Annotated in this window: 20 protein-coding genes; 13 read left to right on the top strand and 7 right to left on the bottom strand. The window is 36.1% G+C overall.

The window, feature by feature from the left end; translation table 11 throughout:
- The first annotated feature begins 55 nt into the window (after positions 1-55).
- Genes rpsB through G6W45_RS06805 form a run of 3 tightly spaced genes read left to right on the top strand, consistent with a single transcriptional unit; the run spans position 56 to position 2,552 of the window.
- On the top strand, positions 56-844 hold the full coding sequence (rpsB, locus tag G6W45_RS06815; protein WP_103640877.1) for a 30S ribosomal protein S2: 789 nt from the start codon (positions 56-58) through the stop codon (positions 842-844).
- Entirely contained in the window at positions 844-1,908 is a 1,065-nt protein-coding gene (gene tsf / locus G6W45_RS06810; protein WP_194167974.1) for a translation elongation factor Ts, read from the top strand. Before rpsB ends, tsf begins: the two co-directional genes overlap by 1 nt.
- Positions 1,908-2,552, top strand: a complete 645-nt coding sequence (locus tag G6W45_RS06805) for an ABC transporter ATP-binding protein (protein WP_194167973.1) — start codon at positions 1,908-1,910, stop codon at positions 2,550-2,552. Before tsf ends, G6W45_RS06805 begins: the two co-directional genes overlap by 1 nt.
- Before the next feature lie 399 nt (positions 2,553-2,951).
- Here the strand turns inward: G6W45_RS06805 and G6W45_RS09850 are convergent, their stop codons facing one another.
- The 6 genes from G6W45_RS09850 to G6W45_RS06780 form a co-directional block, all read right to left on the bottom strand.
- Positions 2,952-3,119, bottom strand: a complete 168-nt coding sequence (locus tag G6W45_RS09850; RefSeq protein WP_346265367.1) for a hypothetical protein — start codon at positions 3,117-3,119, stop codon at positions 2,952-2,954.
- A 234-nt stretch (positions 3,120-3,353) separates the two neighbouring features.
- Positions 3,354-3,962 (bottom strand): ATP phosphoribosyltransferase, encoded by a 609-nt coding sequence (hisG, locus tag G6W45_RS06800; protein ID WP_194167972.1) that lies wholly within the window; start codon positions 3,960-3,962, stop codon positions 3,354-3,356.
- On the bottom strand, positions 3,959-4,588 hold the full coding sequence (locus G6W45_RS06795; protein WP_084041953.1) for a type III pantothenate kinase: 630 nt from the start codon (positions 4,586-4,588) through the stop codon (positions 3,959-3,961). The genes hisG and G6W45_RS06795 overlap by 4 nt, the downstream gene beginning before the upstream one ends.
- Positions 4,575-4,907, bottom strand: coding sequence for a hypothetical protein (locus tag G6W45_RS06790; protein WP_103577002.1), 333 nt, complete (start codon positions 4,905-4,907; stop codon positions 4,575-4,577). The genes G6W45_RS06795 and G6W45_RS06790 overlap by 14 nt, the downstream gene beginning before the upstream one ends.
- The gene (locus G6W45_RS06785) at positions 4,904-5,911 is read right to left on the bottom strand and encodes an L-seryl-tRNA selenium transferase (RefSeq protein WP_194167971.1); all 1,008 of its coding nucleotides are present in this window, start codon (positions 5,909-5,911) and stop codon (positions 4,904-4,906) included. Before G6W45_RS06785 ends, G6W45_RS06790 begins: the two co-directional genes overlap by 4 nt.
- Positions 5,911-6,474 (bottom strand): hypothetical protein, encoded by a 564-nt coding sequence (locus G6W45_RS06780; RefSeq protein ID WP_194167970.1) that lies wholly within the window; start codon positions 6,472-6,474, stop codon positions 5,911-5,913. Before G6W45_RS06780 ends, G6W45_RS06785 begins: the two co-directional genes overlap by 1 nt.
- A 127-nt stretch (positions 6,475-6,601) precedes the next feature.
- Here G6W45_RS06780 and gatC point away from each other — a divergent pair, with 127 nt between their 5' ends.
- The 9 genes from gatC to G6W45_RS06735 are packed head-to-tail and all read left to right on the top strand — an operon-like array spanning position 6,602 to position 14,059.
- Positions 6,602-6,889 (top strand): Asp-tRNA(Asn)/Glu-tRNA(Gln) amidotransferase subunit GatC, encoded by a 288-nt coding sequence (gatC, locus tag G6W45_RS06775; protein ID WP_072594515.1) that lies wholly within the window; start codon positions 6,602-6,604, stop codon positions 6,887-6,889.
- 10 nt (positions 6,890-6,899) lie between these two features.
- Positions 6,900-8,039, top strand: coding sequence for a type IV pilus twitching motility protein PilT (locus tag G6W45_RS06770; protein ID WP_194167969.1), 1,140 nt, complete (start codon positions 6,900-6,902; stop codon positions 8,037-8,039).
- Positions 8,039-8,650, top strand: a complete 612-nt coding sequence (locus G6W45_RS06765; protein ID WP_084041229.1) for a CvpA family protein — start codon at positions 8,039-8,041, stop codon at positions 8,648-8,650. The genes G6W45_RS06770 and G6W45_RS06765 overlap by 1 nt, the downstream gene beginning before the upstream one ends.
- Position 8,651: 1 nt before the next feature.
- A complete protein-coding gene (locus tag G6W45_RS06760) occupies positions 8,652-9,119 on the top strand; it encodes a Fur family transcriptional regulator (RefSeq protein ID WP_021091630.1) in 468 nt (155 codons plus the stop codon).
- Between the two features lie 4 nt (positions 9,120-9,123).
- Positions 9,124-10,632: a lysine--tRNA ligase gene (gene lysS, locus G6W45_RS06755; RefSeq protein WP_234401426.1), complete on the top strand. Its 1,509-nt coding sequence runs from the start codon at positions 9,124-9,126 to the stop codon at positions 10,630-10,632.
- A complete protein-coding gene (gene glyA, locus G6W45_RS06750) occupies positions 10,629-11,873 on the top strand; it encodes a serine hydroxymethyltransferase (RefSeq protein ID WP_194167968.1) in 1,245 nt (414 codons plus the stop codon). Before lysS ends, glyA begins: the two co-directional genes overlap by 4 nt.
- On the top strand, positions 11,873-12,415 hold the full coding sequence (locus tag G6W45_RS06745; protein WP_103644328.1) for a DUF1882 domain-containing protein: 543 nt from the start codon (positions 11,873-11,875) through the stop codon (positions 12,413-12,415). The genes glyA and G6W45_RS06745 overlap by 1 nt, the downstream gene beginning before the upstream one ends.
- A 13-nt stretch (positions 12,416-12,428) precedes the next feature.
- Entirely contained in the window at positions 12,429-13,274 is an 846-nt protein-coding gene (locus tag G6W45_RS06740) for an SPOR domain-containing protein (RefSeq protein WP_107770644.1), read from the top strand.
- Positions 13,271-14,059: a shikimate dehydrogenase gene (locus tag G6W45_RS06735; RefSeq protein ID WP_194167967.1), complete on the top strand. Its 789-nt coding sequence runs from the start codon at positions 13,271-13,273 to the stop codon at positions 14,057-14,059. Before G6W45_RS06740 ends, G6W45_RS06735 begins: the two co-directional genes overlap by 4 nt.
- Before the next feature lie 121 nt (positions 14,060-14,180).
- On the opposite strand, the gene G6W45_RS06730 is transcribed toward G6W45_RS06735, so the two are convergent.
- Positions 14,181-15,236, bottom strand: a complete 1,056-nt coding sequence (locus G6W45_RS06730) for a TRAP transporter substrate-binding protein (protein ID WP_021091622.1) — start codon at positions 15,234-15,236, stop codon at positions 14,181-14,183.
- A gap of 90 nt (positions 15,237-15,326) precedes the next feature.
- On the opposite strand from G6W45_RS06730, the gene pyk reads away from it, so the two are divergent.
- Complete coding sequence (gene pyk / locus G6W45_RS06725) at positions 15,327-16,778, top strand: pyruvate kinase (RefSeq protein WP_194167966.1); 1,452 nt, start codon at positions 15,327-15,329, stop codon at positions 16,776-16,778.
- Positions 16,779-16,785 lie beyond the last annotated feature (7 nt).

Raw genomic sequence — 16,785 nt, 5'->3', positions numbered from 1 at the left:
GTCGTGGAGGATAAAACTAAATTCAAGGCAAAAAGCCTAAAACAAGGAGAAACTCATGGTAACTATGAGAGATTTATTAGAGTGTGGCGTACATTTTGGTCACCAAACACGCCGCTGGAACCCAAAGATGAAAAAATTTATCTTTGGCGAGAGAAAAGGTATCTATATTATAGATCTACAAAAGACTATCCGCTACTTCCGCTACACTTACAACATCGTTCGTGACGCAGCTGCTGAAGGCAAGTCAGTGCTATTTGTTGGTACTAAAAAACAAGCTATCGACGCTATAAAAGAGTACGCTGAAAAATGTGGAATGCCTTATGTAAATCACCGCTGGCTAGGTGGTATGATGACAAACTTCGGTACTATCCGCCAGTCTATCCGCAAACTAGAAGTTATCGAGGCTATGGAAGAAGATGGTTCAATAAATTTACTAACTAAAAAAGAGGCTTTGATGCTTCGCCGCAAAAAAGAGAAGCTTATCGCAACTCTTGGCGGTATCCGCAATATGAAAAGCCTACCTGATATGATATTTGTCGTTGATACAGTTAAAGAAAAGATCGCCGTTCAAGAGGCAAATCGCCTAAAAATCCCAGTTGTAGCACCGATCGATACAAACTGCGATCCTGACGTTGTTGACTATCCGATCCCAGGAAATGACGATGCTATCCGCTCTGTTCAGCTTTTCTGCCAAGAGATGGCTGAAGCGATCAACGAAGGCAAATCACTTCTTGAGCAAGATGGTGGCGAGCAAGCTGCTAGTGAAGAAGTAAGCCAAGATGAGAAAGATGCAGTTGTAGCTGAGGCTATGAGTGAAGAAGACTTTGGTGAGGACGAAGAGTAATGGAAATAACTGCACAAATGGTAAAAGAGCTCCGTGAATCAACCGGAGCTGGTATGATGGACTGCAAAAAGGCACTTGGCGAAGCAAATGGCGATATGGAAAAAGCTGTTGATATCCTTCGTGAAAAGGGTCTTGGTCAAGCTGCTAAAAAGGCTGACCGTCTTGCAAGCGAGGGCTTAGTAAGCGTTGAAGTTTGCTCAAAATGCAAAAAAGCAACTATTAGCGAGATCAACTCTGAGACCGACTTTGTTGCTAGAAACCCACAGTTTCAAGCACTTGCAAAAGACGCAACAGCTCACATCCAATCAAGTGGCATAACAACAGTTGAAGAGCTAAATGCGAGTACTTTAAATGGTGTTAAATTTGAAGATTATTTCAAAACTCAGATCGCAACTATAGGTGAGAACCTTGTAGTTCGCCGCTTTGAGACTATTATTGCTGATGATAAAGGCGTAGTAAATGGTTATGTTCATTCAAATGGCCGTGTTGGTGTGCTTATAGGTGCAGCTTGCGAAAGCGCAGAAGTTGCAAATAAAGCAGCTGAATTTATAAGAAATTTATGTATGCACGCAGCTGCTATGAAGCCAAGTGTTATAAGCTACAAAGATCTTGATAAAGATTTTGTTGAGAAAGAATTTATCGCACTTCGCGCTGAGCTTGAAAAAGAAAATGAAGAGCTAAAACGCCTAGGCAAGCCACTTCACCACATCCCTGAGTATGCTAGCCGCTGCCAGATAGGTGAGGCAGAGCTTGCAAAAGCTACAAAAGCGATCGAAGAAGAGCTAAAAGCTGAGGGCAAACCTGAGAAAATTTGGGACAAGATCATCCCTGGTAAGATCGAGAGATTTTACGCTGACAACACAGTACTTGACCAACGCCTTACACTTTTAGGTCAGTTTTATGTAATGGACGATAAAAAGACTATCGAACAAGTTATCGAAGAGAAGAGCAAAGAGCTTGGCGGTAAGATCGAGATCGTAAAATACGTTCGTTTTGAGCTTGGTGAAGGCTTAGAGAAAAAAGTAGATGACTTTGCTGCAGAAGTTGCTGCTCAAATAGGCTAATGGAAATTTTAAGAGCGTCTAATCTAGGCTTTGCGTATGATTATACGCTCTTTAATAATATAAATTTAAATCTCAATCAAAAACAAAGCATCGCGATAACCGGCGTTAGCGGTTGTGGCAAATCAACGCTCTTACACATACTTTCAACACTTTTAAAACCAAATTTTGGCGAGGTCATCTATCAAGATAGATCGATCTATGAGCTTTCTCAAAACGAGCTTTTGGCCATTAGAAGGCTTCATTTTGGCATTATTTTCCAGTCACACTATCTTTTTAAAGGATTTAGCGCTTATGAAAATATCGAGCTTGCAAGCATCTTATCTGGCGAAAATATAGAAAAAAATGATCTTGAAGCGCTTAAAATTTCAAGTGCGATAAATCAAAAAGTTGGCGAGCTAAGCGGCGGCCAGCAGCAGCGTGTGAGTATCGCTAGAGTACTTACCAAGAAGCCAAAGATCATCTTTGCAGACGAGCCAACGGGCAACCTTGATAAGCAGACGGCAAATGAAGTGATGCAAGTTTTATTTGACTATATAAATGAAAATAGCGCTGCTCTTGTTCTAGTCACTCATGACAACGATCTAGCAGCAAAATGCGATAGCTCATGCAAGCTTGAGAACAAAGAGCTTGTGCAAATTTCTTAAATTTTAAAAACTAAAATTTATTATTTTATCTTTAATATTTTTATAAATTTTTCCAATTTAGATTTATCTCTATCTTTATAATATAAATTTGTATTAAAAAGCTTTACGTAATAGGTAAAATCAGGCAAACTTAAATTACTTGCCTGATTAATAAGAAAGTTTAGACTTATCCTGTCAAAAACCACCAACAGGTTTTGTATTATTCTTATCGGCCTTTTATTTTAAAAATTTCTCTTTCTATTTTGTAGGTTTATACTCATCTTTGAAGAATTTTTTTCTTAGTATTGATTTTTTGCTCTAGCATTTTCTTCTCATAAATTTTATATGTTGACTTCCAATATTCAAAGTAATTTATAAAGCCAGCGCTATGTCCTGCTTCATAGTGGCAACTTACAAATTTTAGTTTTTTGTCACTGTCAAGAATTTTTTATAGTGAGTATACATCTTTTGAGCTTGTGCTGATATTTTATTGCTACCTATCATATTTGTATGGCAGCTAGTACAGTCATTGTCACCGATCTCTTTAAATTTGCTAGGATTATCGCCTTGATTTTGGTGGCAAGCAATACAATCAAAGCTAGATGTTTGTGGTGAGGCTTTAGCTTATATTCGGCTCTTGGCTCGTTGGAGACTACTATTTTTATTACGTTTAGATCGTTATTTGTATGTCAGTACTAATCTCTATTAACAAAAAGTATGTCAATAACTACTAATGCATTATTCTAAAAGAATTTATAAGTAAATAGTCGGACTTTATATCACTAAAGAAATTTTTGTACTTTATGATGAGCCAGTAGGACTTTAAATTTCCTCTTTGATTTTTTTGTAAAGCTCTAAAATCTCATCTTTTTTAATAATAAAGCTATTTTTATTTGCTATTAGATAAGCTGAGCTTTGCATGATATCACCAGCGATCTTTAACCCATTTTGCTTCATGGTTGAGCCAGTCTCGACTACATCAACTATTACATCGCTTAGCCCAACTAATGGTGCAAGTTCGATCGAGCCATAAAGCTTGATGATCTTTACAGCTACGGCTTGTTTTGTAAAATAATTTCTTGTTATATTTGGCATTTTTGTGGCTATTTTTAGCTCTGGCTGGTTTAGATCTAGTTCAGAGTCGTTTTTTATGCCAATACAAACTTTGCACTGTCCGATTTTTAAATCCAGTAGCCTTACAACGTTTGGCTTGTGCTCTTCAAGTACGTCAAGCCCCACTACACCGATATCAGCTGCACCTTCAGTGACGTAAGTTGGGATATCTTGGTTGCGAACCATTAAAAATCTAAAATTTCCTTCTTCAAGGATTAATTTTCTATCTTCAAATAAAAAACTTGAACCAAAAATTTTTCTAAAAATTTCTAGTGTTGCCTCAGCTATTCTTCCCTTTGGTAGTGCTACTGTTATCATATTATCATATCTTTCTTTTCAGTTATTAGCTTTTGCATGGCACGAAAAACTAGCATCTTGTCGCAAATAGCATTTTTAAAAAATTTTGACAAAAAATCGCCATCTCCACCAGTAAAATAGACTTTTTTATCGCCGGCTAGTTTATCTAGTAGAGTTATTATCGGTTTAATAATGCCATAACTCACAGCATCGGCTGTTTTTTGTGGTAGTGCATCTATGTCAATTTGTGAATTTATAGTGATATCAAGTCGTGGCGAGATGCTTTTATAGGCATTTAGCATACTTGAAATGCCTGGCAAGATATATCCTCCAAGGTGAATAGAATTTGCCATAATGTCAACCGTTATGGCACTTCCAGCATCAACGATTACGCCATTATTTATAGAGTAACATGCTGCGATTCTATCTACTCCTAGACCTTGATATATCGTATCAATAGTAAAAAATGGTTCTAGATCCACAAACATCTTATTATCTTTTAAAATATTTAAAATTTCATCATTTACGGATATAAAATATACTTTTTTTTCTGGCTTATAGCTTTTAAACTCAGAAATTTTCATACGTGAGATTTTGCCATCTTCTAAAAATGTAGCGTTAGTATTGCCTATATTACACAAAATCATAACATCGCCAATTATTATCTTGTAGTTCTTTTAAGGCTTTAGAACAAATTTCTGAGCTATAAAATATAGTTTTTTTTCTTAGGCTTGTTTGGAATTTCATCTCTATTTTTTTAGAAATTTCTTCAAGCTCCAAAGCCTCTTTGCGTAGTAATCTACTTTTTGCTGTTCTTAAAAAGACAAGATTGTAAAAGCTCTTATTGTCCACTCCCCAAAAGATATCAAGCGTCTTTTTTGTGCTAAATTCACTTGTATTAAGTGCTTTGATATCTTTTAAAAGGATTTTTTTGGCTTCAAAAAGCTCCCAAATTTTTTGGTTCATTGCCCTAAATTAACAAGTTCATTATCATAATAAAAGGCACCATTGCCCATAAAGCTTTTATCTTTTATCTCATCGCTAAATTCATAAATTTCAGCTCCACTGAGGTCTAAATTTGTCTTTATAACGTAGCCTGTTTTTTCGATTACGTAAAGCTTATTATTGATAATAGTAGCTGCTGAGAAGATGGCAAATTTGAAATTAACTTTATTTTGCTCTTTTAGCATAAGATTTGTTCTTACGATCGTACCATCTTTTTTAAAGATATAAATTTCATCGTTATTAACTAATACATCTTTGATCTCGCCGTCATAATAAACTGTCTGGTTTGGATTTATAACGATTAGTTTTTTCGCTGTTGCTGCAATTAGATTATCGCCCTCAACGCCTAAAAATATGATGTTGTTAAAGAAATTTTCAGAGCTTACGACCACGTCACGTAAAATTCTACCAGTCTCTTTTTGTACTATATAAATTTTGCCATCTAATGCCGGATAAACGATAAGTGAGCTCATAAAAAATGGTGCTACGACCCTTGAATCAACTGCTGCTATATTAGACGAGCTATATTCCATTATTGTTGTTGCGGTATTTATGTCTATTAGATAGATGTGGTTTGCCGCGCTGATAGCTGCTAACAGGTTTTGATCAAGAGAGGCAGCAACGATTGCTGTTGGAAATTTATTGCTATAAACGCTGTGTCCGCTAGGATCTGTCACATTTAGATCGCCATTTATACTAGCTGAGATGATAAGGCCGTTGTTTTCATTTAAGAAATTAAAATTTTCAGGCAACTTAATGTTTGTATTTAGGCCGTTTTTGGTGATAATATTGCCGTTATCAAGAGTGGCACCATTTGCATTTGTTGATTTGATATAAGATGGCATATCTTTTGACAAAGAAATTTTGCCAGAGGTTTGAGCTGGCTCGAAATATTGTCTTTTTGTGCCACATCCGCTTAAAACTAAAGCCAAGGCAAAAGCCAAGAAAAGAGTAATTTTTTTCATTATTTTATTCCCTGATAGTGTTTTAAATTTTTAACTAAAGTTTGAAGTTGAGAGTCGAGTGAAATTTTATTAAACTCATCATTTGCTTCTTTGATTTTATTTTGTTTTAAAAGCTCAAAACCTTTTAAAAGTGTGCTATATTCGCTTAAAATTTGAGTGTTTGCATTACCATTTTGTGAAAGAATGATATCTTTTACTATAGGATTTACTTTTAAATTTGCAAGCTCACTAATGCCATTTGTCTCATTTTTATCAAGCTTTTGCTGAAGTGAAAAAAGTGCATATAAATTTGGTTCTTTTTCTTTTAAAATGCTTAAGGCATTTGTATCATTTGGATTTAAAATGAGCTTTGAGTAAACCAAATTTGCATCTTCAATTCTGTTATCATTTATTATTTTGTTCGAATAAAATCCAATAATTGCAATGACGGCAACAATAATGGCAATTATCATAAATTTTTTATACTTTCTAAAGAAACGCTCACCTTTGATCATGCTTTCTAAAAACTGTTCTTGAGCACCAATCTCTTGTTTTATCTGTGTTAGATCTTCTTTTATAGCCAACGCTTTTCCTTTATTTTTAAAAAATTTTAATTCGCAGATTTTAACATAATTAAATTAAAACTATCCCAAAATTAAAGCTTGAATGTGATATAATGGCTCAAAATTAATTAATAAGGTTACTTACATAATGCAAATAGATGATACTCTTTTAAATAAATTAGAAAAACTTTCTGCCTTACAAATCAGTGATGAAAAAAGAGAAGAAGTAAAAAAACAACTAAGCGAGATTGTATCTTTTGTTGATATTTTAAATGAACTTGATCTAAGTAGCGATGAAGCTGTAGTTAGCTCTATAAAAGGTGGCACGCCTTTAAGAGAAGATGAGCCAAGACCAAGTGATGTGATTGATACGATCTTGAAATACGCTCCTTCACGTGAAGGGCATTTTTTTGCTGTACCAAAAATAATAGAATAATGGTAAAAATATGGATCTAATCGAACAGCTTCAGGCAAAGAATTTAAGTGTAAAAATACCAGAAGATAATAGCCTTAATAATCTTGCTAGCGGTATAAAAACACTTTTAAAAACTGTTGTAAGTGATAAGGCAAGCGATCTTCACCTTGTTTCAAGATCTGAGCCGCAAATAAGAGTAGACGGTGCTTTAAAGCCCATTGATTTTGGCATATTAAGTGGCAAGGATATAGAGAATTTATGTTTTGCTTTGATTACTGATGAACAAAAAAGTGAACTTGAGAATAATAAAGAGCTTGACTTTGCGATTGAGCTTCCAGATATTGGCCGCTTTCGTGGCAACTATTACTATACCATGAATGGCGATTTAGCTGCCGCTTTTCGTATAATCCCAATCAATATCCCATCTCTTGATGAGTTAAATGCCCCACAAATTTTTAAGCATATTATTAAGCGTGAAAAAGGTCTTATTTTGGTTACTGGACCGACAGGAAGTGGTAAATCAACAACTCTCGCAGCCATGCTTAATGAGATAAATTTAAATTATAGAAAGCATATTATTACAATTGAGGATCCAGTCGAATTTGTGCATAACAATAAAAAAGCTCTATTTTCTCATAGAAATATCGGCACTGACGCAACTTCTTATTCAAGGGCTCTAAAATCTGCGGTTCGTGAAGATCCAGATATCATACTTGTGGGCGAGATGAGAGATAGAGAAACGATTTCAACGGCTATTACGGCGGCTGAGACCGGACACTTAGTCTTTGGTACGCTTCACACAAATTCAGCCATTCAAACTATAAATAGGATCGTTGATAGTTTCGATGGAAGTGAGCAATTACAAGTAAGAAATATGCTTAGTGTTTCGCTAACTGCTGTCGTTTCACAAAGCCTGATCCCAAAGATAGGCGGTGGAAGGTGTGTGGTGCATGAAATTTTAATAAACAATATGGCTATCTCAAACTTGATACGTGAAAACAAAATACATCAAATTTACTCTCAGATGCAGCTAAACCAGCAACAAACTGGTATGAGTACGCAAACTCAGGCTTTGATGAAAGTACTAAAAGAGGGTAAGATTACAAAAGAAAATGCGCTAGCTTATTCAACTAGCCAGCAAGAACTTCAAAATTTAATAGGAACTATATAATGGATTTAGTAACGTGGTTTGATATTATTATTATTGCTCTTGTCTTGATGCTTGGCATAAAAGGCATATTAAATGGACTTATCAAAGAAGCTTTCGGACTTATCGGACTTATCGGTGGCTTAATTATAGCTAGTAGATTTTCAGATCTATCTGGTGAGTTTATAACTAAAAATATATATAAATTTGAAAATCCTTCATTTTTACAGTTTGTCGCATTTATCTCTCTTTGGCTAGTTTTTTGGCTAGTTTGCTTGCTAGTTGGTAAATTTTTATCAAAAATAGTTTCAGTAAGCGGACTTGGTTTTTTGGATAGACTTGGTGGATTTGTTATGGGAAGTGGAAAAATTTTCTTAACATTTTCGGCAGTAGTTGCTGTAATATCTGGCACTTCGCTAAATAATATAATTGCTCCTTATTTTGCGAATAGTAAAGTTTATCCGGTTTTGATAGAAACTGGCAAATGGATAACAAATCTTGATGTAAAAAATATCAAAAGTGAGTTAGATGAGATAGTGGCAAGACCAATGGATACAAATAAAACTGACGCATTTATCTCAATGGATGCAAATGCTAGTGTAAATACCGACTCTAATATCACAAAAGGGGAATAAAATGATAGAAAATTTAGAATATGATGCGTTGCTTGAGAAATTCAAAAGAGTGCTTCGCGACAATGGTTTAAAATACACGAAACAGCGTGAAATTTTACTAAAAACACTATACAACAATGGCGAACACTTTACTCCAGAAAGACTTTATCTTTTTATAAAAGAAACGCACCCTGAGCTAAATATTGGTATCGCAACTGTTTATAGAACACTAAATCTACTTGAAGAATCAGAAATGGTGACATCAATCAGCTTTGGTTCACAAGGCAAAAAATTTGAGCTTGCCACAAAGCCACATCACGACCATATGATATGCAGAAAGTGCGGCCTTATCATAGAATTTGAAGATCCAATGATAGAAAAAAGACAAATCAGTATCGCAAAAGATCATGGCTTTAAACTAACTGGTCACATGATGCAGCTTTATGGAATTTGTGAAAAATGCTCAAAAAATAATATAAAGGGAAAGTAAGGTGATATTTGACAACCAACATGAGATTCAACGACTACAAAGCATAGACGAGCTAAGAAATTTAGGCATTAATCCATATCCACATTTTCTTAGAAGAGATATGAATATCTCTAAATTTAGACTAAAATTTAACTATATTAATGATACAGAAGAGAAAAAGGCCGAAGGTCAGCTAGTAGGTCTTGCGGGTAGAATAAAACTCATTCGTGATGCTGGGAAAGCGGTCTTTGCAAATATCGAAGATGAAGATGGAAATTTACAAATTTACTTTAGTAATAAAACACTTGATCCAGAGTGGTTTAAAATCGTTAAAAAATACGTAGAGATAGGCGATATCGTCTATGTTAGAGGTTATGCATTTATAACAAGAACTGGCGAATTTTCTATGCATGTAAGCGAGCTTAGCCTTGCTTCAAAGTCGATAAGCCCACTTCCTGAGAAGTATCATGGTTTAGTTGATGTTGAGACAAGATATCGTCAAAGATATCTTGATATGATAATGAACCCTGAAGTTAGAGCAGATTTTAAAAGACGCTCAGTGATTATTAGTACGATTAGAAGATTTTTTGAAGAAAAGGGCTTTTTAGAAGTTGAAACACCGATGCTGCACCCAATAGCAGGTGGCGCAAATGCTAAGCCATTTATCACTTTTCACAATGCTCTTGGAGTCGAGAGATATCTAAGGATCGCACCTGAGCTATACCTTAAACGCCTTATAGTAGGTGGCTTTGAGGCTGTTTATGAGATGAATAGAAATTTTAGAAACGAAGGTATGGATCTTACCCATAATCCTGAGTTTACAAGTATAGAGTTTTACTGGGCATACCATAACTATCACGATTTAATGGGCATTACAGAGGATCTTTTTAATGTCATTTTAGATAAGCTAGATATGGAAAAAGTTGTAAATTTTGATGGCATGGAGATTGATTTTAGTAAGCCATTTAAGCGAATAAGCTACAAAAAAGCTCTCGTTGAGATTGGCGGACTAGACGATAATATCATAAACGATAAAGATAAAATTTTAGCAAAACTAAGAGCTGATGGCCTTGAAGCAAATGAGAAGCTTGATCTTGGTCACTTACAGGCTGAGTTATTTGATAACTACGTAGAGAGTAAGCTTATACACCCAACATTTGTTATTGATTATCCGATTTCGATCAGTCCACTTTCAAGAAGAAGTGACGCAAATCCTGATGTGGCTGAGAGATTTGAGTTATTTATCGCTGGTCGCGAGCTAGCAAATGGCTTTAACGAGCTAAACGATCCAATCGATCAATACAACCGCTTTAAAGCGCAAATCGATGCTAAAAACGCAGGCGATGACGAGGCACATGAGATGGACGAGGACTATGTAAAAGCCCTAGGATACGGCATGCCACCAGTTGCAGGTGAGGGTATAGGCATTGATAGGCTCGTGATGCTTTTAACGGATAAAAAATCAATTCGCGACGTTGTACTCTTCCCAGCGATGAGGCCACTTAAAAATGAGATAAAGGAGAATGAAAAATGAGTTTGCAAAGCTATGATAAGGATATTTACGATCTAGTAAATTTAGAGCTAAAACGCCAATGTGATCACCTTGAGATGATTGCTAGTGAAAATTTTACATATCCAGAAGTTATGGAAGTAATGGGCTCAATCCTAACAAACAAATACGCTGAAGGCTATCCTGGCAAGAGATATTATGGTGGCTGCGAATTTGTAGATGAGATCGAGCAAATAGCGATTGATAGATGTAAAGAGCTTTTTGGATGTGAATTTGCAAACGTTCAACCAAACTCTGGCTCTCAGGCAAATCAAGGTGTTTACGGCGCTTTGCTTAATCCAGGCGATAAAATTTTAGGAATGGATCTAAGCCATGGTGGACATTTGACACACGGTGCAAAGGTCAGCAGCTCTGGTAAGATGTATGAGAGCTTTTTCTATGGCGTCGAGCTTGATGGCCGCATAAACTACGATAGAGTCATGGATATCGCAAAGATAGTAAAACCAAAAATGATCGTTTGTGGCGCAAGCGCATACACAAGAGAGATTGAGTTTAAAAAATTTCGTGAGATAGCCGATGCTGTTGGGGCGATACTCTTTGCAGATGTTGCTCACATTGCTGGTCTTGTTGTTGCTGGTGAGCATCAAAGTCCTTTTCCATACTGCGACGTCGTAAGTTCAACTACGCATAAAACTCTAAGAGGCCCAAGGGGCGGTATCATCATGACAAACAACGAAGAGTACGCTAAAAAGATAAACTCTTCTATCTTCCCAGGCATCCAGGGTGGTCCACTAGTTCACGTCATTGCTGGCAAGGCTGTTGGCTTTAAGCACAACCTTAGCCCTGAGTGGAAAATTTACGCTAAACAAGTAAAAGCAAATGCTAAAAAATTAGGCGAAGTACTAATAAAAAGAGGCTTTGATCTAGTGAGTGGCGGTACTGATAACCATCTAATTTTAATGAGCTTTTTAAATAGAGATTTTAGCGGTAAAGACGCTGATATCGCTCTTGGAAATGCAGGCATAACAGTAAATAAAAATACGGTTCCAGGCGAGACAAGAAGCCCATTTATCACAAGTGGTATACGTGTTGGTAGTCCTGCGCTTACGGCTCGTGGCATGAAAGAAGCTGAGTTTGAACTAATAGCAAATAAAATAGCTGATGTGCTAAGCGACATAAACAACACATCTTTGCAAGAGAAGACAAAAGCTGAGCTAGTTGAACTTGCTCATAAATTTATAATCTATGATAAAGCGACATTTTGATGCAAAGTATTGATACGGCACTTATAAAGATTATTACAACTCACTACTATATTAAGCGTGATACGATCGTTAATAAAATAGAATACAGAGGCAAAATTTTCTTTGATAAATTTGAAAAGATCAACGAGCCACTAACTTATAGTGTCATGAAAGAGCATGAAGAGGGCAAGGCTGTTATCGCGCACTCTTTAATAAATGCATACGATAAAGTTGAAAATATAGTCTTTGACTATAACGGCAGAACCCCAGATAGATTTTGGCATAAAGCACAGCTTCTTTTAAGAGAAGAGGGATTTATAAATTTTACAGCCTACGAGAGTAAGACGCCAGGACATCTGCATCTTTATGTGCATAAAGGCCACACCACGCTAAATGAGGCTTGCCAGCTAGCAAATATGCTCAACGCAAAGCTTTCACAGAAGCTGCCTAAAGAGTGGAGGATGTTTCCAAATATCGATATGCCAAAAGAATTTAACATACTAACTTTACCTTATAAACTCTATCAAAAAGAGCGCGGGGCAAGTTGGTCAAAATATATGTAATTAAGGATAAAAAGTGGAAAACGATGAGTTAAAAGATATTCTTTTAGAAAGAGATGATGACGCAAGAGGATTGAAGCTAAAAAAACTTCTTATATTTATAGCAGCTCTTATTATACTTTTTTTGATTATTGTAGTGGCTATGAAGCTAGTAAATTCAAGCGATCCTTCACAAGCGCAAAATGAAGCTGATTCAAGACTAGTGCTTCCTCCAGTACCAGCTGAGCAGCCAGTAGATAGACAAGCTCCGATAGCTGATACAAATTCAGACAATAAAAAAGGCGATACACAGCTCTTTGAGCAAGTACCGATCGTGCCTGAAAATAAGCAACAAGATGAATTTGAAGATATGATCAAAAAGCTAAAAGATAAAGAAAACAATAAGCCTGTTTCTAAAACTGAAGAGCCAAAAGAGATAGTTAAGCCTATCGAAAAGCCTGCTGAAATACCAGCAAAAAAAACTGAGACAAAGGTAGATGCTCCAGTTAAAAAAGTCGAAAAAGTAGCAGCTACTGATAAAAAGAGTGAGGCAAAACCAGCTAAGACTGAAAATAAAGTAGATAAAAAGATTGAAAAAAAAGCTGAAACCAAAATAGAAAAAACGGACAAAAAAGCTGAAGTAGCTAAAACTGAACCTGCCACAAAAGGCTCTTATGTTCAAGTATTTGTGACTAGTAAATTTAATCCAAATGCTGAATATATGAAGAAGATCGCTGCTAAGGGATATAGCTACAAGACTATAAAAGTTGGTGAACTGACTAAAATTTTAGTTGGTCCATTTGATGAAAAAACGCTTCAAAAAGCAGTAGGTGATATTAGAAAAGATATCAATAAAGACGCTTTTATCTTTAGAGCAAAATGAAAACATTCGCAGTCTTTGGAGATCCAATAGCTCACTCGGTATCTCCGAGGCTGCACAATAAAGCCATTGCAGACCTGGGCTTAAAAGCACTTTATGCAAGGGTCTTGTTAAAAGATGGTAGCGAATTAATCAATAAATTTAAATCCTTAAAATTAAACGGTGCAAACGTAACTCTTCCACATAAAGAGTGGGCTTTAAATTTAGCCGATGAAGCTTCAGATATAGCTCGTAAAATAGGCTCTGCAAATACGCTTGTGCTTAAAAATGACAAAATTTATGCATACAATACAGATGCGCCCGGGTTTTTAAAGGCAATAAAAAATTTTAAAGATGTAAAAAAAGCTATTGTTCTTGGAGCTGGCGGTACTGCAAATGCCATAACTTATGCATTAAAAGAACAAGGCGTTGATGTTTGCATACTAAATAGAAGCAAAGATAGGCTTGGGAAATTTAAAGATGAGTACAAATGCTTTAGTTGGGATAACTATGAAGAGCAAAAATTTGATCTAGTCATTAACTCGACCTCTGCTGGTTTAAAGGATGATTTTCTACCAGCACCTAAAGAAATTTTAAAAAGCATTTTTAAAGATGCTAAATTCGCATTTGATGTGATTTATGGTAAGCAAACACCATTTTTAGAAATGGCCAAGCAAAGCAGCCTTGGTGTAAAAGATGGTGCCGATATGCTTTTATATCAAGCGGTCTTAGCACTAAATTTATTTTTTAACAATACACTCGATGAGTCAAAGATAGAGCGCTCAATGAGAGAAATTTTCTATCTATAATAGCCGCCAGTATTTATTTTTGTAAAAATTTATGGCTTGTATAAAAACATTTTGATTAAAATTTTTATTGAAAGTAATTGGAGTAAATATAAAAAGCAGGGAAAATCCCTGCTAAATTTTACTATTCGTTTGTTTTGATATAAGCGTAGTCTGAAATTTTAGTCCATTCTCTTGCTTTTTTAAGGAAAGCTCTTTGAGACTCAACGATCTCTTTAAATAACGGATCTTTAGCACTCTCTTCATCAAGAAGCTCATTTGTGGCTTTTTTAAGAGCCGCGATTACTTCTGGTGGGAAAGATTTTACTTGGATGTCTGGATACTCGCTTTTCATTTTATCCCAGTACTCGACATTTGAATAAAATACTTTTGTATTTGCATCTCTTGCTACTTCTGCTGCAGCTGCTTCAAAGATCGCTTTTAGGTCATCTGGAAGCTTCTCGTATGATTTTTTATTAAAGAAAAATTGAGTTTCACCGTTTGGCTCTTGCCAGCCTGTGTAGTAGTATTTTGCCACTTTGTGAAAGCCAAGTGCCATGTCATAAGCTGGGCTTACCCATTCGACTGAGTCGATCGTTCCCATCTCAAGAGCCATGTAAAGCTCACCAGTTGGGATAGTGTTAATGTTAGCGCCAAGTTTAGCGTAAATTTCACCACCAAAGCCCGGAATTCTTATCTTTAAGCCTTTGATATCATCTAATGATTTTATTTCTTTTTTAAACCAGCCACCCATTTGCATGCCGGTATTTCCAGCTCTAAAAATTTTGATATTGTATGGATCGTAAACTTTTGCCTCAAGCTCCTTGCCACCGCCAAATTCATACCAAGCTGTTTGCTCATCAGTATTCATCATAAATGGAGTTGCTGTAAAAAATATAGTTTTAGCATCTTTGCCTTTATAATAATAGCTACTTGTGTAGGTAATGTCGTATTGACCACTTTTAGCAAAATCAAGCATCGCAAAAGGTGATTTATGCTTTGATGGATAATCAATCCTTAGCTCAAGTCTGCCATTACTCATCTTTTCAACTTTATCCTTTAGCTCTTTTGGTACATCACCAAGCACTGGCATAGTGCTCTCCCATGAGCTAGCAAGCTTTAGCTTATAAACTTTATCATCTCCCATAGCAACGCAAGCAACAGCTGCCAAACCAAGAGACGCTAATAAAAATTTATTCATATCTTCTCCTTTAAAATTTTGCCTATTATACAAAAAATTACATTATTAAAATGTGTTATAATCGCAAAAATCAAATTTATGGGGCATAAAATGATAAAAAAGACAAAAATCGTAGCTACTTTGGGGCCAGCAAGTGATAATGAAGAGACAATGGAAGCGATGGTAAAAGCGGGTGTTAATGTCTTTCGTTTAAATTTTAGCCATGGGACACACGAATACCATAAATCAAACATTGACAAGATAAGAAATATCGAAAAAAAGCTAAATAAGAGAATAGGAATTTTACAAGATATCTGCGGTCCAAAGATCAGAGTTGGCAAGCTTAGTGAGCCATTTTATCTACAAGCTGGCGATGAACTAAGTATTTACGCAGATGATATCGTAGGTGAAAAAGTCGAGAAGGGAGTATATAAAGTAAGCCTAAATCAGCCTCAAATTTTGCCAATGCTAAAGGTTGGCGAGTATGTCTATCTCTATGATGGCTCTATAAGAGCAAAGGTCGTTAGTGAAGGTAAAGAAATAGTAAAAACTATCATTGAAAATGATGGAATTTTAAACTCAAACAAAGGCGTAAATTTCCCAAATACAGCTCTTGGTATAGAGATCATCACACCAAAAGATAAAGAAGATATGAAATTTGGCGCAAAGCATGGCGTAAATTTTGTCGCTATTAGCTTCGTGCAAGATGCAAATGACGTAATAAAAGCAAAAAATATCTTAAAAGAATTTGGCTCAAGAGCTGCTGTTTTATCTAAGATCGAGAAATTTGACGCGGTTGAAAATATAGACGACATCATTGCAAAGAGTGATGGTATCATGGTAGCTCGTGGCGATCTTGGCATAGAAGTGCCATTTTATAGGGTTCCAACTATCCAAAAGCTCATCATCAAAAAAGCAAATGCAGCAAGCAAGCCAGTCATCACAGCAACTCAGATGATGCTAAGCATGGCAGAGCATGAGACTGCCACAAGAGCGGAGATCAGCGACGTGGCAAATGCCGTGCTAGACGGTACTGATGCTGTTATGCTAAGCGAGGAGAGCGCGATAGGTAAAAACCCAGTCGCGGTCGTGGAGGCGATGAGTAAAACGATCATCCAAACTCAAAGCATCTATCCATATAATAAATTTGATGAGTTTGACTTTTTTGACGAAACTGATATGGTGGCAAGTAGCGCCGCATCTCTTGCTGTTCGCATAAAAGCAGATGCATTAATCTCAATCACTGGCTCAGGAAAATCGGCTATAAAATTAGCTAGAAACCGCACAAACATTGACATCATTGCAGTCGCTCACGATGAGCAAACAGCACATATACTTACTCTCGCTTGGGGTGTTACGCCAGCACTTGTACTAGAAAAAACAAAACTTAGCTCACTTTTAGCAAACGTCATGAAAAAGGCGTATGAAGAGAGATATGTTGAACACGACAAGACCTATCTTGTCACTGCCGGTCACCCTACGGGCGTTGAGGGTAGCACGAACCTTATACGTATCATCAGGCGCGATCAGCTTGATTATTATTTGGAGCTTGCAACTGAGTAAATTTATA

Source organism: Campylobacter concisus (assembly GCF_015229955.1).
Classification (GTDB): Bacteria; Campylobacterota; Campylobacteria; order Campylobacterales; family Campylobacteraceae; genus Campylobacter_A; species Campylobacter_A concisus_AT.
Note: the sequence above shows the minus strand (reverse complement) of the source record. Positions and strands in the feature narration are given on the sequence as shown.